The 22,459-nt window shown below is 74.3% G+C and carries 16 protein-coding genes; 7 read left to right on the top strand and 9 right to left on the bottom strand.

The features are described 5' to 3' along the window. Nucleotides 1–486: 486 nt before the first annotated feature. Complete coding sequence (locus tag ACFTWP_RS28640; protein ID WP_380267788.1) at nt 487–1,080, bottom strand: hypothetical protein; 594 nt, start codon at nt 1,078–1,080, stop codon at nt 487–489. 238 nt (nt 1,081–1,318) lie between these two features. Next, entirely contained in the window at nt 1,319–1,963 is a 645-nt protein-coding gene (locus ACFTWP_RS28635) for a dihydrofolate reductase family protein (protein WP_380267787.1), read from the bottom strand. A 372-nt stretch (nt 1,964–2,335) separates the two neighbouring features. On the opposite strand from ACFTWP_RS28635, the gene ACFTWP_RS28630 reads away from it, so the two are divergent. Together ACFTWP_RS28630 and ACFTWP_RS28625 are read left to right on the top strand one after the other, a co-directional pair. Continuing rightward, nucleotides 2,336–2,665 (top strand): trypco2 family protein, encoded by a 330-nt coding sequence (locus ACFTWP_RS28630; protein ID WP_380267786.1) that lies wholly within the window; start codon nt 2,336–2,338, stop codon nt 2,663–2,665. 104 nt (nt 2,666–2,769) lie between these two features. Further along, the gene (locus ACFTWP_RS28625; protein WP_380267785.1) at nt 2,770–5,814 is read left to right on the top strand and encodes a tetratricopeptide repeat protein; all 3,045 of its coding nucleotides are present in this window, start codon (nt 2,770–2,772) and stop codon (nt 5,812–5,814) included. A gap of 107 nt (nt 5,815–5,921) precedes the next feature. On the opposite strand, the gene ACFTWP_RS28620 is transcribed toward ACFTWP_RS28625, so the two are convergent. From ACFTWP_RS28620 to ACFTWP_RS28605, 4 genes are all read right to left on the bottom strand, one after another. Next, nucleotides 5,922–7,277, bottom strand: coding sequence for a chloride channel protein (locus ACFTWP_RS28620; protein ID WP_380267784.1), 1,356 nt, complete (start codon nt 7,275–7,277; stop codon nt 5,922–5,924). A 181-nt stretch (nt 7,278–7,458) separates the two neighbouring features. Continuing rightward, a complete protein-coding gene (locus ACFTWP_RS28615; RefSeq protein ID WP_380267782.1) occupies nt 7,459–8,823 on the bottom strand; it encodes a glutamate decarboxylase in 1,365 nt (454 codons plus the stop codon). A gap of 550 nt (nt 8,824–9,373) precedes the next feature. Continuing rightward, the gene (locus ACFTWP_RS28610) at nt 9,374–10,066 is read right to left on the bottom strand and encodes an SMI1/KNR4 family protein (RefSeq protein WP_380267781.1); all 693 of its coding nucleotides are present in this window, start codon (nt 10,064–10,066) and stop codon (nt 9,374–9,376) included. A gap of 168 nt (nt 10,067–10,234) precedes the next feature. Further along, a complete protein-coding gene (locus tag ACFTWP_RS28605; RefSeq protein ID WP_380267780.1) occupies nt 10,235–10,870 on the bottom strand; it encodes a hypothetical protein in 636 nt (211 codons plus the stop codon). 780 nt (nt 10,871–11,650) lie between these two features. Between ACFTWP_RS28605 and ACFTWP_RS28600 the strand changes: the two genes are divergently transcribed. Then, nucleotides 11,651–12,322, top strand: a complete 672-nt coding sequence (locus ACFTWP_RS28600) for a DUF4232 domain-containing protein (RefSeq protein WP_380267779.1) — start codon at nt 11,651–11,653, stop codon at nt 12,320–12,322. 129 nt (nt 12,323–12,451) lie between these two features. On the opposite strand, the gene ACFTWP_RS28595 is transcribed toward ACFTWP_RS28600, so the two are convergent. The 3 genes from ACFTWP_RS28595 to ACFTWP_RS28585 are packed head-to-tail and all read right to left on the bottom strand — an operon-like array spanning nt 12,452 to nt 15,321. Then, nucleotides 12,452–13,144 (bottom strand): response regulator, encoded by a 693-nt coding sequence (locus ACFTWP_RS28595; RefSeq protein ID WP_380267778.1) that lies wholly within the window; start codon nt 13,142–13,144, stop codon nt 12,452–12,454. Nucleotides 13,145–13,148: 4 nt separating this feature from the next. Next, nucleotides 13,149–14,369 carry a sensor histidine kinase gene (locus ACFTWP_RS28590; RefSeq protein WP_380267777.1) on the bottom strand — a complete coding sequence of 407 codons (1,221 nt, stop codon included), beginning with the start codon at nt 14,367–14,369 and terminating at the stop codon, nt 13,149–13,151. A 25-nt stretch (nt 14,370–14,394) separates the two neighbouring features. Continuing rightward, nucleotides 14,395–15,321, bottom strand: a complete 927-nt coding sequence (locus tag ACFTWP_RS28585) for a CPBP family intramembrane glutamic endopeptidase (protein ID WP_380267776.1) — start codon at nt 15,319–15,321, stop codon at nt 14,395–14,397. Between the two features lie 276 nt (nt 15,322–15,597). Here ACFTWP_RS28585 and ACFTWP_RS28580 point away from each other — a divergent pair, with 276 nt between their 5' ends. The 4 genes from ACFTWP_RS28580 to ACFTWP_RS28565 are packed head-to-tail and all read left to right on the top strand — an operon-like array spanning nt 15,598 to nt 22,437. Beyond that, a complete protein-coding gene (locus ACFTWP_RS28580; protein ID WP_380267775.1) occupies nt 15,598–16,935 on the top strand; it encodes an AAA family ATPase in 1,338 nt (445 codons plus the stop codon). After that, nucleotides 16,932–17,561, top strand: coding sequence for a hypothetical protein (locus ACFTWP_RS28575; RefSeq protein ID WP_380267774.1), 630 nt, complete (start codon nt 16,932–16,934; stop codon nt 17,559–17,561). The genes ACFTWP_RS28580 and ACFTWP_RS28575 overlap by 4 nt, the downstream gene beginning before the upstream one ends. Continuing rightward, nucleotides 17,558–19,249 carry a hypothetical protein gene (locus tag ACFTWP_RS28570; protein ID WP_380267773.1) on the top strand — a complete coding sequence of 564 codons (1,692 nt, stop codon included), beginning with the start codon at nt 17,558–17,560 and terminating at the stop codon, nt 19,247–19,249. The genes ACFTWP_RS28575 and ACFTWP_RS28570 overlap by 4 nt, the downstream gene beginning before the upstream one ends. Next, the gene (locus ACFTWP_RS28565; RefSeq protein WP_380267772.1) at nt 19,246–22,437 is read left to right on the top strand and encodes a bpX6 domain-containing protein; all 3,192 of its coding nucleotides are present in this window, start codon (nt 19,246–19,248) and stop codon (nt 22,435–22,437) included. The genes ACFTWP_RS28570 and ACFTWP_RS28565 overlap by 4 nt, the downstream gene beginning before the upstream one ends. Nucleotides 22,438–22,459 lie beyond the last annotated feature (22 nt).

Here is a 22,459-nt window from a genome sequence, read left to right as displayed (position 1 = left end):
CGCCGGTTCGCCTGGCGGGCCGTTTCGGGTTGTCGGGGCGGTGGCGAGCGTGTTGAGGGCCTGACTGTCGCATCGGGTGGGCGCCGGGTTCCCCAGGTCCGGGGGTTTCGGCTGCTCGTCGGACGCCTACGCCGAGCAGCGCGCGGGCGACGCCGCGCTCGGCCGGCGGCGAGCTACCCGCGAACCCCGGCCGTGCCCGCACCCGGCACACCGACCGTCCGTGATCGTTCACGCCGCCCACGACCACACCGGTGCACCCAGGACCAGGCTCCCTCCCGCACCCGGCGTGGTGTGCCCGGCCGCCGCGCACCCGGCGGGAGGCAGGTTTCCTGGCCTCCGACCCGACCAGCCAAGCGCCTGCCCGTCGACGGAGCGGCCCGGACCGTCCAGGGCAACGCCGTCGGCCGGGCGACATCCGCACCGACCGGGTCCGTATCCTCGCCGACGAACCCGCAGTGGCAACCGGAGGCGCCCGCGAGGGCGGCGTCAGCGCCCGAGCCGACGCCCGACGATCTCGGCAGCCAGACCGTTCGGAGCCACGCCCGCGTCAGAGACCGCGCACCGTACGTCGAACTCCGCGTCTCGGGCCCTCGCCCAGAGCGCGGCATCCCGGGTCCGATCGAGGAACGACGACCGGTTCGGGCCCAGATGCATCACCGCCGAGGCGTCGTCCCAGTCGACGATGGCGGTCACCAGCCCCGTGTCGTCCTCGGCCATGAACCCGGCCATGCCGCGAAGTGCCGTGAACACCCATATGAGTGAAGGGAGTTGGAAGTCGACCCGGGAGTCGAAGTCGATCGTGAGCGAGTCGGAGTCCTCGTCGGACCCGATCCTGAGACCGTCGAGGCCGCGCAGCAGGCCGACGTGGTCGCCGTCGATCCAGCCGTCGCACTCGGTGACGGCACCGGCCAACTCCTCGCGGTACCGGCGCCGCAGCGCGCCGTCGTTCCACGGCTCGCAGATGCCGAGCCAGTCGTCCACCGGCCAGGCCGAGGCAAGCGCGACGGGTGCCCGCAGAAAGGCCTCCAGTCGGGGCCTCGCCATCACCACGGCCGCCGCCACCTCGATGAACTGCGACATTCCCGCCGCCCCTCCCCTCGATCCTCGGAGCCGGAGCCTAGCAAGCACCTCCGACACGTCACCCCCGCACTCGGCGGCCGCCTGCCCCCGCCCACCTCCCACCTGGCGGCCGGGGGCACAACCCCAAGCCGGCCCCCTACCAGCGGGCGTCAGCCGGACGCAGGCGGGTCGGGGAGCACCGGCGGCCATGACTGGGCCGCGCGATGCACGGCGGCGGCAGGCCGGCACCGAGGACCGGTCACTTCCGCCAGAACAGGTGGTGTGTCACCCCGCTCGGGCTGGGCACGACCTCCAGGTGGAACCGGTCGATCAGCTCGTCGGGGGACTCCCAGAGTCGCAGTCCCGTCCCCAGCTTCACCGGCGAGACCGCCACGTGCATGGTGTCGACGAGATCGGCGTCGAGGAACTGCCGAATCGTGCTGACCCCGCCGCCGAGCCGGACGTCCTTGCCCTGTGCCGCCTCCCGGGCCCGTTCCAGGACCGCGGCAGGATCGCCGTCGACGAAGTGGAACGTGGTGTCGGACAGCGTGATCGACGGACGCTCGTGGTGGGTCAGGACGAACACCGGGGTACGGAACGGGGGCTCCTCGCCCCACCAGCCCTGCCACTCGTGGTCCGGCCAGGGCCCGCGCTGGGGCCCGAACTTGTTGCGGCCCATGATCTCGGCGCCGATGTTGTGGGCGTAGTCCCGCGTGAGGTAGTCGTCCAGACCCCGGCTCCCCCCGGGGTCGGTACGCATGGGCCAGCTCGCCGTGGCACCCGCCCAGGAGAAGAGCCTCGCCGGATCGACATGGCCGAACGGCTGCTCAAGAGTCTGCTCCTCACCGGCACCGATCCCGTCACTCGAAACGTTGAAGTTCTGAACCCTCAGCAGCTGAGCCACGTACGCCTCCTTGGTCGCCCACGACGGTGGTGCGACGTGCCGGGCGAAAGCCGCCCCGGCGACGCCGACCGTTGCATCCCTTACGCGAGGCTATCGGGAGGCACTGACATCGATGCCGATTCCCAGGCTCCGGTGGTCGTGGCGCGGGCACCGACCGACGCCCTGGACGCCACGACCGCAGACCTTCCGTGGCCGTGCGGCCTCCTCCAGGCGGGCCGGTCGCTGTGAAGGGCGAGTGCTCGGGGCCCGCCCCGCTGCGGGCCGGCGGCCCGTGGGGATCGGCCGGATCGGCTGCGACGGGCGGCGCCCGGCGTTTACGGTGTCCGCATCGATCTGATTACCGGTCAGGTACCGGGTAGGGGGCGGGTTCGGGTGGATGTTCCTCTTGCGGACGCGGTGGCCGCGGTGCGCGACGAACTGATCGAAGCAGCAGGCCGGGTGGGGGACGACCCCGGGGTCGTGTTCGCGGTGGGGCCGGTGGAGATGGAGTTCGAGTTCGAGCTGCGCGCCGACGCCAAGGCCAAGGCCGGGTTCAAGCTGTTCGCGGTGGGGGCGGAGACCGAGGCCGGCCTCTCCCGCGCCCGTACCCATCGTGTCTCGTTCACCCTCACCCCCAAGCGCCCCGACGGCGGCGATCTCCTCGTCAACTCCACGCAACAGCGGCCCGACGGACCCGGAAACACCGCCGGGCGCATCGAGTAGCGCCCGGCCCGCCTTCGGCCACGGACAGCTCCGGCGTCCGGGGCCGGAGGCGGCGACCGAAGCGGCCGGGCTCGGGAAACGAACAGGGTGGTCGGGGGCCAGGGGTGGAACAGCAACGTCTTGCAGCGGTGACCGGGACGGGCGGACCGGGATCGGGGTACGCGGTCGGCGGCCGACTCGTCCTCACCTCCGCCCACGTCACCGGCCCCGCCGGGAGCAGGGTGACGGTCTTCCATCCGGCCGGCGGCGGCACCGCGGGCGGGACGGTGGTCTGGGCCGGCACACCGAGGGAGCGGGACGACGCGGCGCTCGTGCTCGTCGACGACTCCCCGCACTGGCGGCCGCCCGCGGCGCCGGTCCGGTGGGGCCGCCTGGTCACCACCCGCCCCGGCGCCGTCTGCGAGACGTGGGGGGTGCCGGACGAGGCCCAGCGCCCCCGGCTGGCGGTGGAGGCCGAGCAGCTGGCGGGCCGGATCAACCCCGGCACCGGCTTCGTCAACAGCCAGTACGTCATGGATCTCGACCAGCACCCCCCGCACTGGCCGGCCGAGGGTACCTCGCCGTGGGGCGGGCTGTCCGGCGCGGCCGTGTACTGCGGCACCGTCGTGACCGGCGTCGTCGCGGCCGACCGGGCGCGCTCCGCCCACGGCCGCCTCAACGTCGTCCCCGCCTACGTCCTGCTCCACGACCCCGCCTTCCGCACCGCGCTCGCCCGGTACTGCGACGGCCCTGTCGAAGGCCTGGAGGCGGTGGAGTTCCAGCACCTCACCGACCCGGCCCACGGTCCGGCCGCGCTCCGCCCCCCGGCCACACCGGCCGCGCTGCTGGAGGCGGGCCGCCAGGTGGTGCCGTTCCACGGCCGCGAGGACCTCCTCGCCGAACTGCGGGCCTGGTGCGCGCTGGGCGGGTTCGGGGCGTGGCTCCTGCACGGCCCGGGCGGGCAGGGCAAGACGCGCCTCGCCCACCACCTGGGCCGCCGGCTCACCGCCGACGGTTGGACGGTGCTGTGGCCGCGCGCCGCGGCCACCCCGGAACAGCTCCGGCCGTTGCGGAGCGCGGCCCGGTCGCTGCTGGTCGTCCTCGACTACGCCGAGACGCGCACCCACCAACTCACCGCCCTCGTCGAAGCCGCCGCCGAACACCCCGGCACCAGCGCGTTCAAGCTCCTCCTCCTCGCCCGAACCGCCGGCGACTGGTGGGAGCAGGCCCGAATCGCCACCCGTCTGGCCGAGGACCACCTCACCACTGCCCGAACCCACCGCCTCGCCCCGTTGGAGGACGACCCCGACCGGCGGGCCGGCCACTACCGCGACGCCGCCCGGGCCCTCGCCGCCGAGCTCCCGCTCGTCGACGGCCTCACCGGCCACGAGTGGGCCGCAGCCGCCGCGGCCCTTCCCTCGCCGCAGGGGTTGGCCCAGGACGCCTACGGCAACGCGCTCACCCTCCACATGACCGCCCTCGCCGACCTCCTCGACACCACCCGGTCCGAACCGGCGCACCGCACCAAGGCCGCGCAGGATGTCGAGGACCGGCTCCTCGGCCACGAGAGCCGCTACTGGCTGAGCAGCGCCACCGTGCGCGGCATCAGCCCGGGTCTGAGCATGGACACCCTGAAGACCGCGCTCGCCGCAGCCCACCTGACCGGCGCCGACGATCGCGAACACGCCGACGTGCTGTGGCAGCACGTGCCGGCGCTCACCGACCAGCCGCGCGACCGCCGCGATCAGGTCACCGCGTGGCTCGCCGCCCTCTACCCCACGACGGTCATCGATCCCGACGGGCAGCCCTGGGGGGCACTCCAACCCGACCGCCTCGCTGAACGCCACATCGGCCGCACCCTCGAAGCCGATCCCCGCCTCGCCGACCACCTCGTGGACGGTGCCGACGACACCCGGACCGGACGGCTCCTCACCGTCTACAGCCGCGCCGCCGCCCACACCGTCTTCCAGAACCGCCTCGACAACCGGCTCACCGAACTCTGCGTCCGCCACCACCGGCTACTCACCCCTCTCATCATCAGCACGGCAACCCGCACCAACCACCCCCAGCCCCTCATCGACGCGCTCGACGCCATCGCCGCCGAGCCCGCCGTCCGGCTCGACGATCTTTACAACCTCCTCCCGAGTACCAGTCACCGCCTCGCCCCCACAGCCACCCGCCTCGCCCAGCGGCTCGTCCAGCACCACCGCACGCTCGCCGAAACCGACCCCGACGCGCACCTGGCCAACCTGGCCACGGCTCTGAACAACCTGTCGCTCCGGCTCGGTGAGACGGGCCGGTGGGACGAGGGTCTGGCCGCCGTCCAGGAAGCCCTCGCGATCCGCCGTACCCTGGCCGAAGCCGACCCGGACGCCCACCTGACCGGCCTCGCCACGGCCCTCAACGTCCTGTCGCTCCGGCTCGGTGAAACGGGCCGGTGGGAGGAGGGCCTGGCCGCCGTCCAGGAAGCCACCGACCACTTCCGCGTCCTCGCCCAAGCCGACCCCGGCGCCCACCTGCCCCGCCTCGCCAGCGCCCTGAACAACCTCTCCCTCGGGCTCAATGAGGTGGGCCGACGGAAGGAAGGCGTGGCGGCCGCTCAGGAAGCCGCCGGCCGCCTCCGTGCCTTGGCCGAAGCCGACCCCGACGCCCACCTGCCCAACCTCGCCCTTGCCCTCAACAACCTCTCCGTCCAACTCGGTGAGGTGGGCCGGCGGGAGGAGGGCCTCGCCGCCGTCCAGGAGGCCACCGACCTCCGCGCCCTCGCCGAAGCCAACCCCGACGCCCACCTGCCCAACCTGGCCCAGGCTCTCGACACCCTGTCCAACCAGCTGGGCGACGCGGGCCGAAGGGAGGAGAGCCTCGCCGCCGCCCTGGAAGCCACCGACCACTTCCGCGCCCTCGCCGAAGCCAACCCCGACGCCCACCTGCCCAACCTCGCCATGGCTCTCGACACCCTGTCCAACCAGCTGGGCGACGCCGGCCGGCGGGAGGAGAGCCTCACCGCCATCGAGGAAGCAGTCGTGATCCGCCGCGCCCTCGCCCAGAGCAATCCCGTCCTCTTCGAGGCCGACCTCCGGCAGTCCCTGGAGGTGCTCGCTCGGCTCGAAGGACTGGAGCAGCCGGCTCGGGACGCCTTGGCGGAGCACGTCAGCGACGAGGATTCGTGATCGCGGTTTCGGTGACGCTCCGTGGCTCCGGCCCGGACAGCGAGGAGGTCCTGGAAAGGACCTCGGGCGGTCCGTCCTGACGGTGGGCGGCCGCCGGCGCGCGGACGTCAGGGGGCGGTCCGCCCGGTGGGCTGCTGGTCGGTGGCGGGCGGGGTGGCCGGCCGCGCGAGTCGAAGAGTCAGCACGTACGAGACGACCACGGCGACGATCACCAGCGGCATCACGGTCAGCCCCTGGGAGCCGAGCAGCACGGTGGCCAGCAGGACACAGGTCATCGGCAGCTTCAGCATGGCCACACCCAGCGCGCCCACCCCGATCGCGAAGCCCGTGGTCGTGTCGAGACCGGGGAAGTGGGACAGGGCCAGTCCGCCCGCGCCGCCCACGAACAGGGACGGGAAGACCGGACCACCGCGGAAGGCACTGAGCGAGGCGCTGTAGGCGAGTGATTTGAGCACCACGAGGAGGACCAGCGTGCCCACGGAGTAGGCGGCGTGGTCGGCGAGCAGGGGGCCCATGGTGCTCTCGCCCGAGTACAGCACTCCGGAGAGGGGCTTTCCGGTGACGGTGGTGTAGAGCAGGGCGAGCACTCCGACGAGAACGCCCATCAGGACCGTGAGCGGCAACCTGCGCCGCTCGACGTGTGGCTGCACGCGCAGGGCGCTGCGGCGGATCGCCTCGCCGAGGATCGCGGCGGCGAGGCCGGCGAGGACGGCCCAGCCGAACGCGGCGAGGGTCGGCCGGTCGGCGGGCGGTACCTGGGAAAGTGACAGGGAGTAGGTGCCCAGGCCGGTCCAGGAGTCCAGGCCGGTGAAGATGAGCGAGCCGACGCCCGCGGCGAGCAGCCCGGGCACCAGCACCACGCCGAGCATCGGCCCGGCCAGGCCGGAGGCCTCCATGAGCAGGAACGCCCCGAGTACGGGTGAGCCGAGGAGTTCGCTGATCGCCGCGAAGCTGCCCGCCGCGCCGACGACGGCGACGGCGGTGGGAGGGGCGTTCCGTTTCACCAACCGGATCGCGCCGACAGCCAGTCCGCCGCCGAGGGCGATGAGCGGGGCTTCCGGGCCGAGGACGACGCCGAGGCTGAGCGAGGCGATCGCGGCGAGGGCGACTCCGGGTACCGCCGCCGCCGACGGGGTGCCGCCGGTCTTGAGCCCTTCGGCCGGCTCGTGTCCTCCCCTGCCCGGCAGGTGGCGGATGGTCAGGGCGACGAGCACACCGGAAACGGCGAGCACGGGCACGGCCCACCAGTTCGGTGTCCCGCTGAAGCCGAGGCCCTTGGGCAGGTCGTTGTAGACCAGGGACTGGAGTTCGGAGACGAGGGCGAGGAAGCCGTACGCCACGGCCGAGATCGGGACGCCCAGCACCGCCGCCATCACCAGCAGCAGGAGGTAGCTGCGGCTGCGGACGATGGCGAGCGGGTCCTGCGGGGCTGCGCGGCTCTCGGCCGCCGGTCCGGCTGGCATACGCATCCATTCTGGGAGACGGGCCCACCTGTGGGCGTGCTCGCAGGGGGCGCGAGCGCAAGCGTTCCTGCACCCCGGCCAGGGCTCGCAGGGTGCGGATCTGCTGCGGGCGTTCATGCGGCAACCGTCGCTCCTCGCCGGCAGGAGCGACTTCGGCGGCACCGCAGACCGGGTTGCGGCGTCAGTAGCCGGTGCCGCGCTTGATCTGGGCCCGCTCGACGTCATGGGTCGCGCCCTTGTGGTCCAAGGTGGCACACGCGTCGGCGATGTCGCTGGTCAGGCGCTCGATCTGCTCACGGCTCAGGGTCTCCTTGGCCAGGGCGCGAAGGATCTTCACCCGCTGCGCGTTGGGCGGGAGGGTGTACGCCGGCACCATCCAGCCGCGCTCGGCCGCGAGCTGCCAGGCGATGTCCGACTCGTCGTACGAGTGCTTGCCCGCGAGGCGGAAGGCGACCAGCGGCAGCTGTTCGAGACCGCTGCCGATCACCTCGAAACGGCCGCTGTCACGCAGGTTGTCCGCCAGCGCGCGGGCGTTGGCCTGCATCGTCTCCATGACGTAGGTGTAGCCCTGGCGGCCCAGTCGCACGAAGTTGTAGTACTGCGCGAGCACCATCGAAGCGCCCGTCGAGAAGTTCAGGGTGAACGTCGCGTCGGTCTTGCCCAGGTAGTTCTCGTAGAACACGAGATCCTTGGCCAGGTCGGACTCCTCACGGAAGACCAGCCAGCCGATGCCGGGGTAGACCAGGCCGTACTTGTGCCCCGAGACGTTGATCGAACGAACCTGTTCGAGCCGGAAGTCCCACTTCGAATCGGGGTAGAGGAACGGCCACACGAAGCCGCCGCTGGCACCGTCGACATGGATCGGGATGTCGAGGTCCCGCTTCGTACGGATCTCCCGCAGAAGCCCGTCGATCCCGACGACGTCGTCCATGTGCCCGGTGAACGTGGTACCGACGACGGCGACGACACCGATCGTGTTCTCGTCGAGGTGGGGCTCCACGTCCTCCGGGCCGATCGTGTACTTGTTCTCGGCGAGCGGCACGATCCGCGGCTCGACGTCGAAGTAGCGGCAGAACTTCTCCCACACGACATGGACATCACCGCCGAAGACCAGGTTGGGCCGCTCGACCGACAGGCCGGCCGCCTGGCGGCGCTCCCGCCACTTCCACTTCAGCGACAGCGCACCGAGCATGATCGCTTCGGACGAGCCCTGGGTCCGGCACCCGGCGGTCTTCCCCGGCGCGTGGAAGAGGTCGGCGAGCATCCGCACGCAACGCTGCTCGATCTCGGCGGAGATGGGGTACTCCGCGTGATCGATGAAGTTGCGGTGGAGGTTCTCCGCGATGATCCGCTGCGCCTCCGGCTCCATCCAGGTGGTGACGAACGTCGCGAGGTTGCGCTGCGGATCGCCCTCCATCGCGAGGTCCACGTCCACCAGCCTCATGGCGTCCGTCGCGGTCATGCCATTCTCGGGAAAGGTCTCCGAGGGAGCAGGTACCGTCAGGAACCGGTTGCCGAACAGGGCCTCTGCCTCACTCTTGCTCATGCCGACGACCCAACCACGCCTCGGACGGGTGCCACGGCAGGGTCGGGAGAACCGGGCTCGAAATGCACGCGAACGGCGTAGCTTCGCGAGTGAGCAGCCGGTCCGGCGCCCCGACCGGCCGACTGCCCGACTGCCCGGCCGCCTGGAGCTCCCTCAAGCCCGGGGAGCCCTTCCGACCGGGCTGGGGGCCGCCTTCCGAGGCTCTCGTCCCGGGCAGCGGCTCGGAGGCCTCGGGTCGGTGAGCGCCACGGGGCCCGGTCGTCCAGGTCGACCCGCTGTCGGCGGAAGACCGTCCAACGCCTAGGGTCTCGCTCCCCGCGGCGGGCGCGACCTGGTCGTGGGAGGTGGTGACCTTCGTGGCGCGGCACCCGCACATCGCGGCGCACTGGCGCTGCCCCATGACAGGTCGGTCGTCCGGCGGCCTGGCCCGGATCCCCTCGGGGACAGCCGGGCTCCCTACCGCCCACGTGCTCGATGACACGCGCCTCGGCGTCCGCCGGACCCCCATGGGGGTGACGCCGGCAAAGCCCCACCGATGCCGTTCGAGCGATCAGCCTTCCAGCCAGTCCCCGGGCACCGAGTCACGCAACTGGTCCAGGGCCTTCTCCGTCCGGGCCCGGACGTTCAGGCAGCTGCCGTCCACCTCGCGGATCAGGACATCGGCGTCGGCGAACCATCGCACGTCGCGTCCCACAACCGGAAGTTCCCGGAACCGCCCCACCACACCGGCCTCCTCGGCGCCCGCGTCCAGGAAGTCGGTGAACCCGCCCCCGAAAAGCACCGTCTCGGACATGACCATCTCGATGCAGGCCACCGTCAGGCTCGACTCCCAGGCCTCCCACCGCTCCTGCGACTCGTCGGCGAGATCGGGACGCATCACGGTGCCGGGATCATCACCGTCCAGGTCGGCCAGCAGGATGCCCCAGGAGGCAGCGCCCTGATTCTCCACCCGGTACACGAGGGCACCGTCGACCACATGCAACTCATCGGGCTTGAGCAAGGTGTCGTGATTACTGGTGAGGTCGGTCCGGCGCCCGAGAAGCAGCTGGGCCTCACGAAGCGCCACGGGCAGAACCAAGCCCAGGCGCCGCTCGGCTGCCTCGACCTCCGCCACGCTCCATCCGTCTCCCGCCTGGAGCGGCTGCTGCCAGGAGGCCGCGAAGTCGGCGACGAATCGCCAGGCTTCCGCACGGCTGTGCAAAGCTCCAGACAGCCGGGCGTGAAGGTCGAAGGTCTCAGTCATGCCCGCACCCTACGGCGGGGCACAGACATCGCCTGTTCGAGGCACGACGTCAAACGGCGATGCGAAGGCGCCTGCGTTCTCCCGTAGATCCTCGACCATGGTTTCCGCCTCCGCACGCAGCGGCGCTTCGACAGGGCCGCTGACCGTACCGACCCGGCGGATTCGAGATCAGACGCCGGGGACGGAATCCTTCGCATTGGTGTGCCAGTTGGTGACGATCGGCTTGTCGACCCTGACGGCGCCGACAGGAATGCTCACAGGGTTCGGGTCCGCATTGCCGATGCCGATGATGACGTCCTTGAACTCCACGGCCTGGTTGTCCTTGGTGCTCTTCGGGTTGATCCCCGCATAGGCGATCGCGGAGCCGCTGAGCGTGATCGGCCGACCCACGGCCTGCTCGGCGTTGGCGGCCTCGATGCCGCCCGATCCGAAGGCGATGACCGGGTGCTCGCCGGACAGGACGCAGGTGATGCCGGGCTTGGCCTTGGCGGAGACCAGGATGTAGCCGCCGGCCTGGGTCTCCAGCTTCGCGCTGAACGTGAGGTCGTTGGCGCGGCAGGCCTGGCCGGATCCGCTCTTGTCGCCCGAACCAGAGGTGGAGGGCTTGGGATCCGCCGACTTGGCCGCCGCGGCCGTCGGCGTGGCCGTGGCCGTGGCCGTCGAGGGAGCGGTCGACGCGGCGGCAGCGCTCGTCGGAGCGGCCCCCTCGGCGGAGGCCGGGCCACTGTTCTCCGGGCCGCAGGCGGTGGCCGTGACCGCGAGTGCGGTGACTGCGAGTGCGAGGGGAACGATGTGCGAGCGCATGTATCTTCCAACTTCCTTATGTCGAAGGCCCCCATCGTAAGAGCTGCTTGATCACCGGCTCGTGCGGGAAATATCCCGATCGTGTCCCAAGGGTGCCGTCACGTTGCTCGAGGAGCGAGATGATCTCCGCATTGGATGTGGCTGGGACGGGCCTGTCGTGGAGTGCGGATCGCCGCTGTACAAGGGTCACCGGTGCCCGGCGGAACTCACCTCGCCCTGCGTGAGGTTGTGCCTCCGCTTCCCGCCGTCGTTCCGCGGACACCGGGGAACCGACTCTCCAGCACGAGGTGGTCGCCTCCCGTGAGACGGCACGTCGCTGGTGTCTGACGTTTGGTCAGTCCTCTGCCGACGGGCTGCGCCGCCTTCGGGCGGAGTCGGCTCGACACACCTTCAACCCGGCACGCCCGCAAAAGATGTGACAGCTACTCAGCTTGGCTGCTCGGCCGGCGCTGGGACTGTGACCGAGCGCGTCGTACCGGCGTGACCGTCGTGCCGGCGCGCTCTGTGGTCAAGGTCGTCCGGGTCACGGGTCTGTCCCGGCGGTCGGCGACGGCGTCGGCGGTGCGCGGTGATGATGCGGCCCGGCGTCCGAGCAGGTCGGCGGCGGTGTGCGCCCGGCACGGCGGGCGACGGCGCGGGTGGATGCCGACGGTCCGTGTAACAGCCCTGTCCTGGGGGCGGCCCGGGCGCAACGGTTCGTCCGGGCGGGCGGTCCTGGTCTTCGGAAACCCGCTCGCACCGAGCACCGGGCCCCGCCCGCCCAATCTGGAGGAACACACCGTGCGCGTCCACAAGATCACCCTCACCGCCCTGGCCGTCGCAGCCGCCCTCTCGCTCACCGCCTGCCAGGACGACGAGACGGGCACCGCACAGGGCGCCCCGACCGCCGCTCCGACCGCGCCCACCGGCGCCTCCCCCAGCGGCGGTCCCGCGACCAACGCTCCGGCGACCGGCGCTCCGGCGTCCAGCGCTCCGGGGAAGGGCAGCACGCCGCCCGCCGCCGCACCGGCCGGCTCCACCGCCGCCGGGCAGAGCACCAAGTGCCGGACCGCGGACCTGACCATCACCGCCGCGGACCGCACCATCAGCGGCGACCCCGACAACACCGTCGTGGTCGAGCTGAAGAACCACAGCGGCAAGGACTGCACGCTCTCCGGGTACGCGGGCGTCGACCTGAAGACCTCCGCGGGCACACTGTCCGCGAAGCGCACCGGCGAGCCGGTCGTCACCGGCGTCGTGAAGAACGGCAAGTCGACGTACTTCGGCATCCTCTGCCCGGTCAACACCTCGGGCGGCTCCGGCGTCCGGATCACCGGCCTGGTGGTGACCCCGCCGGACGAGACCCAGTCGGTCACCCTGCCCTGGCCGGGCACCGGTTCACTGCCCGTCACGGAAGGCAGCGGATCCCCGGTGAAGGTCGGCCCGATCGGAAGCGCCGGCCAGGGCGAGTGACCACGGGTGCCCCGCCCGGGCCGGACCGTCACAGCCGGCCGATGTGGTCCGCAGGACGGGTTGCGCGGCCGGGCGCACCCGCGGAGGGCAACGCCTCGGCCGGGGAGACGGTCACCCGGCCGTGCCGGTTCACGACATGCCGGGCACGAGTCCGATCCGGTAGGCGAGGACGACCGCCTGGACGCGGTCGCGCAGGCCGAGTTTCGCCAGGATTCGCGACACATAGGTCTTGACGGTCTCGGGGGTGATGAACATCGCCGCAGCGATCTCCGCGTTCGACAGCCCCTCGGCGATCAGTTGCAGCACTTCCAGCTCGCGGGGGGTCAACACCCGCACGACGTCCGCCCTGGCCGTCCGGGAGGTGCCGGCCGGTCGCAGGTGCTGGGCGAAGTGGCCGATGAGGTGGCGGGTGACGGCGGGTGCCAGCAGGGCCTCGCCGCGGGCGACCGTCCGGATGCCGTTGACCAGCTCCGCCGCGGGCGCGTCCTTGAGGAGGAAGCCGCTCGCTCCGGCGCGCAACGCGTCGTAGACGTAGGCGTCGACGTTGAACGTGGTGACGACCAGGACCTTCACCGTGCCTTCGGCCTCGGGACCCGCCAGGTGCCGTGTCGCCTGAATGCCGTCGAGCAGGGGCATCCGAATGTCCATCACGACCACGTCCGGGCGCAGCCGCCGCGCGGCCTGAACCGCCTCGTGGCCGTTCTCGGCCTCCCCCACGACCTCCATGTCGGGCTGCGCGGAGAAGATGGTGACGTAGCCGGTCCGCACCAGTGCCTGGTCGTCGCAGACGAGCACGCGGATCGGTGACGGTTCATCACTCACGGGATCACTCCTGAAGGGTCTTGGCCGGAATCGTGGCGCGGACCTCGAACCCGCCCTCGGGCCGGGGGCCGGCCTCCAGTTGACCATCGAGCATCCGCACCCGTGCACGCAGCCCGGCCAGCCCCCGTCCGCCCGCAGGGCCGGGTTTCCGCGCGGCCGGTGCGGCGACGGGTCCGTCCGTGGCCACCTCGATCCCGAGGTGCTCGTCGCCGTACCGGAGCAGGACGCGGGTCGGCTCGCCGGCCGCGTGCTTGAGGGCGTTGGTGAGCGTCTCCTGCACCACCCGGTACGCGGCCAGTTCCACGTCCACGCTCTGCGGCCGCCGCTCGCCCTGCTCACTGAACTCGACCGGCTGACCCGACCTGCGGGCCCGCTCGACCAGGTCCCCCACCCGCCCGAGGGTGGGTGCCCGGTCCGCGGGCGCCGGGTCCGCGGGCGCCGACTCGCCGGTCGCCTCCAGGACGTCGAGCAGGTGGCGCAGTTCGGTCAGCGCCCGACGGCCGGTGTCGCTGACGGCCACCAGTCCCGCTGCGGCGCGTTCGGGCGCGGACGTGAGCAGGAACTGCGCCGCGTCGGCCTGGATCACCATGGCCGTCACGTGATGGGTGACCACGTCGTGCAGTTCGCGGGCGATCCGCGCCCGCTCGGCGGTGGTGGCCGTCTCGGCAGCCAGCCGCCGTCGCCGCGCCTCTTCCGTCCGCCGCCTGCGCACCGTGCTTCCCAGCAGCCGGACCGCGGCCAGGATGAGGGAGAACACGAGATAGTCGGGTACGGACTGCGGTGAACCGAGGTGGTCCAGGACGACGGCCAGCACGGCGTAGCCCGCACCCACCACGGCGGCCAGGCCGCGGCGGAAGCGGACCTGATGGGCCCCGGCGGAGTACAGGGCCAGATACAGTCCCACGCTCGCGAACGTCGTCGCGAAACCCAGTGCCTGATGCACGGCGAACGCGCACGCGACGACGGCCAGACAGGCCGCGGGCCACCTGCGGCGAACCGCCAGCGGCAGGGTGTGGGCCAGAACCAGCCCGACGCCCAGCGCGTTCGCCGGCCGCTCGGGAAGGTCGCCGATCTGCGCACCGATGCCGGACAGGGTCGGCACGAAGGCCGCCAGGGTGAGTGCCAGGGCGAGGACGCCGTCCTTGAGGAGGACATCCCGCTCCTGCCACCGGTCGAGCGGCGCCCGGAGCAGCGGAAGGCTCCAGGATGCCTGACGGGACGTCATGTCCGTTTCCTCCAGTGAGTCCGTCTCAGTGGCCTGCGCGTCGGCGGGTCTTCATCCCACCGTTGCGGTGAGCGAGGACGAGCATCGGGACGGCGAGGGCCAAGGCGCTGAGGACGGGGATCATCGACGCCTCCAGGCCGAAGCTTCCGCCGGTCAGGAGGGCGGACCCGTGGACGTCGACGGTGAAAAGGCCCTCGGGGGTGTGTCCGGAGACCGGGATGCCGAGCAGTTGCTCCGCGGTGTTCCAGGTGAAATGCAGCCCCGCGACGAACCAGATGCTACGCCGCCACAGGAAGGCGGCCCCGAGCAGGCCCCCCGCCTCCAGGGCGATCGCCAGTCCGCTCCACGCGTTCGCCCCCGGGGCGCCCAGGTGGGCGACACCGAAGAACAGCGAGGTGATCACGAGGGCGGCCCGACTGCCCCACAGTTGCTCCAGGGCCTGCAGGGCAAGGGCACGGAACAGCAGTTCCTCGGTGACCGCGGCACCGATCTGCACCATGACCGCGGTCCACACGACCGACAGGACGTCGCTGCCCGCCCAGGAGAACGAGTAGCCTCCGAACAGCGTGATCAGGAGGGCCGAGACGAGGATGAAGCCCAGGCCGATCCCGCCGCCGAGCAGCGCCGCCCGGCCGGCCCCGCGCCGGGCGGTCTCCGGCGTGGAGCGTCGTGCCGCGCGGTGCATGACCGACCGGTACACGGCCACCGCGGCAGCCGCACCCAGCACCGGCACCGGGCCGGGCCCGGTCGCCGTCAGGCCCGAGACCAGAGCGACACCCACCGCCCCCACCAGCATCCAGCCGAGCGGAGCGTGCACGATCCGGCCGAACCGGCCGCCGCGTCCGTCGCGGTCCTCGTCCAGGCCGGAGCCGGTCTCGTGCGGTGTGCCGTGCGGGGTGTCGTGCGGGGTGTCGTGCGGTGTGTCGTGCGGTGTGGCGGACGTCGTACCCATGGTGCCTCCCCTGTCGTGGTCGGGCCTGCGCCGACCTGACGACCACGTTAGGAATCCGTCGGCGTCCGCGAATCACCCGCACCGGGACAGCTCCGGTAGCTCGCACGGGGGATGCGCGACCGCGGCGGCGGGGTCCGGGCGCGATGCCGGGGTCCTCGGACGTCATCTCAAGTGGTCCTGCGGGCCGCGGGTGTGTCGATGGTGGGGCGCCGCCCGTCGGAGCTGGGCGGAAACCGTTGGTGGGGCAGTGGCGGCGGACCGTAGACTCCCGTGATCGTGACCGACATACCCGCCGCGGCGGCCTCGCCGAGCCCCGCGCCCCCGCAGCCCTCCGTGCCCCCGTCGATTCCGTCGATACCGGTGGCCACGGCGGCCACGCCGTCCCCGGTGCCCGCCCAGGGCGGTGCGCCCGCGGACGGCGGTGCGGGTACGGCCGACGCGGACCTCCTGGCGGCCGCCGTCGTCGCCGCGGGCCGGGGCATGGTCGACCGCGAGGTCGTCGCCGAGGTCGTGGCGCTGTGTGCGGTCGCCGGTGAGCACCTGCTGGTCGTGGGTGCGCCGGGCACCGCGAAGTCCGAGGCCGTGCGGCGGGTCGCCGGGCAGCTCGGCGGGCGCTACTTCGAGTACCTGCTCGGCCGGTTCACCGAGCCCAACGAGTTGTTCGGGCCGGTCGACCTGCGACGGCTGCGCGAGGGCCGCGTCGAGTTCGAGACCGCCGGGATGCTGCCCGAGGCCGACATCGCCTTCCTGGACGAGGTGTTCCTCGGCTCCACCGCCGTCCTCAACACCCTCCTCGGACTGCTCAACGAGCGGGTCTTCCGCCGCGGCGGCACGGTGCTGGCGAGCCCGCTGAGGGTCTGCGTCGGCGCTGCCAACCACCTGCCCGAGGACCCCGAGCTCGCCGCCTTCGCCGACCGCTTCCTCGCCCGGCTGTTCGTCGAACCCGTCGCCGACGCCCGGCTGGAGGAGCTCCTGGAGGCCGGACGCCGCCCGGCTCCGACCCCGCTCCCGCCGGCCCCGACCCCGCTCTCGCCGGCGCCGGTCGGCGGTGCGGCGCCGCACGGCGCACCCGGCCGGCCCGCCGACCTGCTCGGTGCCCTCGACCGGCTCGCCGCCGCGGCCCGGGCCTGCGACCTCGCCGAGGTCACCCCGGCGGTCGCCACCGCCCTGCGACGGCTGCGCGCCGCCGGAGTCCCCGTCAGCGACCGCCGGGCCGTGCGCTCCCAGCGGCTGGTGGCCGCCGCCGCCGTCCTCGACGGGCGGGACCGCGCCACCACCCGGGACCTGTGGGTGCTGCCGCTCATCGCGCCCACCGCCGACGCCCAGGCGCTCGCCCGTGACACCCTCGCCGACCTGATCGAGAAGTCCGCCAACCACAGCCTGGTGCACGCCGCCGAGGAGATGTCGCGCAGCGCCCACGCCCGGGCCGAGCGGCTCGCGCGCTCCGCCGCCGCGCTGCTCGCCGAGCACGGCGCGCTCCCGGGCGGCCCGGACTCGCGGCTGCGGCTGGAGGGCGCACTGCGCGAGATCGACGCGGGCTTCGATCCGGACGACCTGCCCGCCGTGCTCGCCGGCGTCCGCGCGGACCTGGTCGTGGCGGTCTCCCCGACGTGACCACCGCCCAGCCGTCCGGCCCCGGCAGCGCGGTCACACCCGGGCCGTCGGTCACGTCCGGCTCGGCCGCGGCTCCCGGGCCCGTCACCGCTCGTGGCTCGGCCGCCGAGCCGGTTTTCGCGCTGCGCTGGGAGCGGCGCGAACCGCCCCTGCCGCCCGCCGCGGTGCTCGCGCTCGGCGAGGCCGTACCCGCCCTGGCCGCGGCGACCCGCGCCCGGCTGCTCGCCGGCGTGCGGCTCGGCGCGCTCGCGGACGCGGGCGCCCTGCTCGTCCTCGGCGCCGCCGGCGACCTGCCCTGGGCCGACGGTGCCCGCTACCTCGGGCGTGACGGCGACCTGCTCGTCCCCACCACGGCGCGCCCGCTGCCCGCGCCCGCCCTGTGGCCGACCGCCCTCGGCGCCCGGCGCGGCCAGCTGTGCGTCCTGCTGCCCGGGCACGCGCTGGTCGCCGACCCGCCGCCGCCGACCACCGACCCCGCGGCCTTGGACCGCTTCCTCCCGGCCGAACCCGACGCCGAGCCGGGGCCCGCCACCGACCCCCGACCGGCCCCAGGCCCTGCCCCCGCACCCGACGCCGCTCCCGCTCCGGGATCCGCCGAGCAGTCCACCGGGAGCCGTCCCGCATGACCAGCGCCCTGCCCTCCGCCCTCGCCCCCTGGTCGGCCTCCCTCGCCGCCCTCACTCCCGAACTCGCCACCGCCCTGGGCCCGTTGCTGCGCCGCCTGGACACCCTGGTCGCCGAGCACGAGCCGGCCGTCCGGCACCGGGGCACCCCGAACGGCCATGGCGGCCTCGCCCGCACCGGCCGCCCGGACCAGCTGCTCCCCTCCGAGTGGCTGCTCGCCGACGAGTTCCCCGACGAGTTCCTCCGCCGCCTCGTCGACGGCGAACTCCTCCACCTCGCGCCCGAGTTCACCCTCCCCCTGCCGACCGGCCGGACCGTGGTGCTGGCCGACACCGGCCCGACGCAGGCCGGCGCCGCCCGTCTCGTCCAGCTCGCCGCCCTGCTCGTCCTGCACCGCAGGGCCGCCGCCCGCGGCACCGAGCTGCGGGTCGGCATCCTCGGCGACCTCTCCGGAACGTGGCTCGGCGGCGACCTGGAGGACCTGCTCCCGGCCTGGCTGGAGGCCCGCCGCCGGAGCGACCCGAACCCTGAGGACGTCCGGCACGCCTGCGAGCTCCTGGAGGACGGCGACCGCGCCTGGGTACTCACCTCCGAACGCCTCGCCGCCCTCCTCCCGGGCGGCACCCGGGCCCTGACCGCCCGGCCGATGCGGTGGGACGCGAACGGCGCCACCGGCGTCGAGGTCCGCATCACCACCGGCGCGGCCGCCCCCACCACCGCGCTGCTTGCGCTGCCCGCCCCCGACATCGCCGTCCGGGCGCTGCGCGGCGCCGGGTTCCGCCGCGCCGCCCCGGTGCAGGCGGTGCTGCCGACCGGCGTCAGGGGCGGCGCGCTGCCGGTCTTCACCACCCAGTCCCGCACCCTGCTGGCCCGTGGCCACGACACGGACGTCCTGCTCGCCGTGCACCTGCCCGGTTCGGACCGGCACGCCACCCCGGTCCGCGCCCGCCGCCACGACCTGCCCGGCCCCGCCGTGGCCGCCGGCCGCACCGCACGGCAGCTGATCGTGCTCTACGCCCGGGGCCGCCAGCTCGTCCCGTACGTGAGCGGGCGCCGGTTCTGCGAGCGCGGCGAGTACGTGGTCCGCGACAGCGCCGCCCTCGGGATCGACCGCGCCGGCCTGGACGCGCTGCTGGCCGAGCCGGTGCTGCCGCTGCTGGTCGACGGCCGGTTCCTGCGGCTGCCCGTCGCCGGCCGCTGGTGGCGGATCGGCGCGGACGGCGAGGCCCAGGACGACGGGCCGGTCGGCAACCAGACGGCGGACCTGCCCTACGACCGGGCCCGTGACAGCCGCCTGTTCGAGGGCGACCTGCCGGCCGGCGCCGAGCAGGCACGCCACCTGCTGCACGGCGCGGGCGCCGTCGCCTGGAGCACGGACCGCCGCACCTGGGACGTCGTCGACCGCGACGGCGTCCACCAGCTCGTCACCTTCCGGGAGCAGGCGGACGTGATCGGGCTGGTACACGGCTCCGCCGGCGCCGCCCTGATCACCGCCAGCCGCAAGGACGCCGTGCTGCGCCACGCCCGTGCGGACGGTCGGCGCACCCTCGCCCGGCTGTCCGGCGGCAGCGGCCGCCCCGCCCTCCACCCCACCCTGCCGCTGATCGCCGTGCCCAACGGGCCCGACCGGATCCTGGTCGGCGATGCGGACACCGGGCGGATCCACCACGTCATCGGGAGCGACCAGTGAGCACCACCGAGGCGCCCCGCCCGGGCCGTCCGACTCCCGACCGGGCCGCTGCGCGCACCCCCGCAGCGGCGGACCTTCCGGACCGTCCCGACCCGCGCACCCCCGCCGTCCGCCCGTCCGCGCCCGGCAGCGTCCGCCCGCCCGCGTCCGGGGACTTCCGCAGCGCCGTCGACGCCGCCGGCTTCGTCCTCGACACCCCCGTCACCGGGCCGGCCGAGGCCGCCGCCCGGGTCCTCGCGCACTGGCAGGACGGTGCCGAACTGCACCGGCTGCCCGACGGGCGCTGGCTGCTCACCCTGGCCGCACCCGTCACCGTCCGCGCCGACCTGGCCCCCGGCCTGCCCGTGCGCCGCACCGCCGGCGCGCTGGTCGCCGTCGGCACCGACGGCACCAACGGCACCGACGCCCCCACCGGACACCTGCTGCTCACCACCGGCGGCCGCGTCGGCGCGCATCTGATCGCCGAACTGCCCGCCGTCGACCCGGCGGACTGGCTCGACCCCGGCGGCCTCACCGTCCACCGCCTCGGCCCCGTCGGCACCCCGCCCGACCCCGCGCCGGTCGTCGACGCCGTGCCGCCCCCGGCCGCCCCCGACCTGCGAGCCGCCGCCGGACTCGGCGCCCGCTCGGCGCCCGCCGGACGGCTGCTCGGCGAGTCCGGACGGCCCCGGCTGCTCGACCGCCTGCCGGTGATCACCCTGCCCCGGCTGCGCCTGCGCCGGACGGCCGACGGGCCGCGCTTCGCCCGCCGCGGGCCGTCGCCGAGGACCCGGCGCCGCGGCGCCGCCCTGGCCGGGCTGCTGTCGCCGCGCGGCCTCGGCCGCCTCCTGCGGTCCGCGCTGCGCGGTGCCTGGACCGCCCTGCGGTTCCTCATGAACCTCGCCGGCGCCGCCGTGGTGTCGATCGGCCTCGTGCTGGTCCTGGCCCGGATGGTGAAGGGGCTCGCCTCGGGCGACGCCGGATCCCCGTCCACGCTGTTCGGTCTCGTTCTCCTGGTGCTCCTCGCCCTGGTGATCCGCGCCCGGCGGCGGCAGGCCGGGGTCGCGGCCGGCAGCGCCGCAGGCACCGGCACCCCCGGGGCGGGCGGCGGCGGCGCTGCGGGCGGCCGGCCCCGCCGCCCCCTGCTGCGCGGCCTGCTCGCCCGGCTCACCCTGCGCAGCCCCGCCGCCGGCCTGGTCCGCGGCCGCCACGCCCGCTACCTGCAGCGCCTCGACCGGGCTTTCCGGGAGAAGCGCTGGGAGGACGCGCTGCGCGACGCCATCCAGCTCGGCGCCCCCGGCGGCGGCGACCGGCAGGACTGGCTGGGCCTCGGCCTGCCGTCGCGCTACACCGGCGCACTGCGCGCCACCCCGGGCGTCGCGGTCGCGGGCGGCACGTCCGCGCTCTCCGGCCCGGACGTTCAGGGGTACCTCACCGGCCTCTACCGCGCGGCCGCCGAAGCCCTGGAACGCGAAGGCCGCATCGACGAGGCCGCATTCGTCCTCGCCGACCTGCTGCACCGTCCCGGCGAGGCGGTCGCCCTGCTCGACCGGTACGGCCGCACCGCCCAGGCCGCCGAACTGGCCGAGGGCCGCGAACTCGACCCCGACCTGGTGGTCCGCCTCTGGTGGCGGGCCGGTGAGCGCGACCGCGCCGTCCGGACCGCCCACCGGCGCGGCGCCTTCGCGCTCGCCGTCGAACGGCTCACCGCCACCGACCCGGTGGCGGCCCGCGAACTGCGGCTCGCCTGGGCGGAGCACTGCCGCAGCGCCGGCGACCGGATCGGGGCCGTCGAGGCGGTCTGGCCCGCGGAGGAGCTGCGCACCTCCGTGGTCGCCGACCTGCGCGACGCGGTGGCCCTCGGCGGGCCCGCCCAGGGCCGGGCACTCGCCCACCTGCTCGCCCTCGGCGCGCCCGGCGCGACCGTGCGGCTCGCCCGCGCCGTGATCGACGGCGAAGAGCGGGCCGGTGCCGGCGGACGGGCCGCCCTGCTCACCGCCCTGTCCGAACTCCCGGCCGCCGACCCGGTGGTGGACCGCGAACTGACCACCGCCGCCGCCCGCGCCGCCGTGCGCGACGGCGGCTTCGGCGCACCCGCCGGCCAGGGCACCGACCGCGCCCGCTTCGACCGCCTGCTCGCCCGCGCCGACCCGCTCGCCGCCGCCGACCTGCCCCGCCCCGTCCAGCCCGGCCGGGCCGGCGGACGGCCGCTGGAGGTCACCGCCGCCGACCGTCCCGGCACCCTCCCGGTGCTCGACGCGGCCTACCTGGACTCCGGTGCCCTGCTGGTCGCCTGCGGCCAGGCGGGCGTGCGGCTGCTCACGCCCGACGGGCGGACCAAGGCGCGCTGGGACACCCCCGCCGACCGCCTGGTCCTCGCCGACCACGGTGGCAACGCCCTGGTGGTCGCCGACCACGGCCCGGTCACCGAGGTCTCCCGGCTCGACCTCGCGACCCGGACGCTGCGGCCGTGGACCACCCTGCGCTCCGCCGCCCTGCTCGGCACCTACGACGGCCGACAGCTGATCGGCGTCGACGCACAGGGCATCGTCGTGCTCGACACCGCGGCGGAGCGACCCACCGTCGTCTGGCGCGAACTCGGCGGCGGCAATGCCCAGGGCGACCAGCGCCCGGCCGGCCCACCGTCCCGCACCGCGGACCGCTGCTCCGCCCTCGTCCTGACCCGGCCCCGCTTCGGCACCGGCCTCACCGAGTGCTGGACCTGGGAGCTGCCCGGCTGGCGGCTGACCGCCCGGGTCGCCCTCACCGACGACGAACTCCGGTCGGCCGGCGCCTTCGTGGGCCTCGCCGCGCTCGCCGGCGGCGGCCGGCTGCTCACCACCGCCGACCGCGAGGCGGGCCGGAGCACCCTGCGCTGGTTCGGCGTCCCCACCCCGGGCCCGCTCACCGTCGACGGCCTCCCCGTCGCACCCCCGCACACCGACGGCAACGACTGGGCGCTCACCGTCCCGGCCCCCGGCCCCGGCACCGGCGGCCTCACCGTCCACGCCGCCCGCCGCCCCACCGACAGCCCGCTGCTGACCCTGCACGTCCCCGCGGCACCACCCGGCCCCGACGGTCGCCCCACCCCCGTCGGCGTCCGCCGCCACGCCACCACCGCCACCTACTGGCACCGCAGCGGCCGCATCCTCGCCCTCGCCGCCGACGACAGCACCGTCCTCGCCAACCTCCGCGTCACCGCGGACTGACCGGGCCCGGCTACCCCCGTTC

This window comes from Kitasatospora sp. NPDC057015, from assembly GCF_042673745.1.
In the GTDB taxonomy this organism is placed as follows: domain Bacteria; phylum Actinomycetota; class Actinomycetes; order Streptomycetales; family Streptomycetaceae; genus Kitasatospora.
Note: the sequence above shows the minus strand (reverse complement) of the source record. Positions and strands in the feature narration are given on the sequence as shown.

Excerpts from the sequence above, each read along its gene's own strand:
- ACFTWP_RS28640 (WP_380267788.1), bottom strand. The coding sequence starts at position 1,080 with ATGTCGCAGTTCATCGAGGTGGCGGCGGCCGTGGTGATGGCGAGGCCC.
- ACFTWP_RS28620 (WP_380267784.1), bottom strand. The coding sequence starts at position 7,277 with ATGCCAGCCGGACCGGCGGCCGAGAGCCGCGCAGCCCCGCAGGACCCG.
- ACFTWP_RS28615 (WP_380267782.1), bottom strand. The coding sequence starts at position 8,823 with ATGAGCAAGAGTGAGGCAGAGGCCCTGTTCGGCAACCGGTTCCTGACG.
- ACFTWP_RS28610 (WP_380267781.1), bottom strand. The coding sequence starts at position 10,066 with ATGACTGAGACCTTCGACCTTCACGCCCGGCTGTCTGGAGCTTTGCAC.
- ACFTWP_RS28605 (WP_380267780.1), bottom strand. The coding sequence starts at position 10,870 with ATGCGCTCGCACATCGTTCCCCTCGCACTCGCAGTCACCGCACTCGCG.
- ACFTWP_RS28590 (WP_380267777.1), bottom strand. The coding sequence starts at position 14,369 with ATGACGTCCCGTCAGGCATCCTGGAGCCTTCCGCTGCTCCGGGCGCCG.
- ACFTWP_RS28585 (WP_380267776.1), bottom strand. The coding sequence starts at position 15,321 with ATGGGTACGACGTCCGCCACACCGCACGACACACCGCACGACACCCCG.
- ACFTWP_RS28570 (WP_380267773.1), top strand. The coding sequence starts at position 17,558 with ATGACCAGCGCCCTGCCCTCCGCCCTCGCCCCCTGGTCGGCCTCCCTC.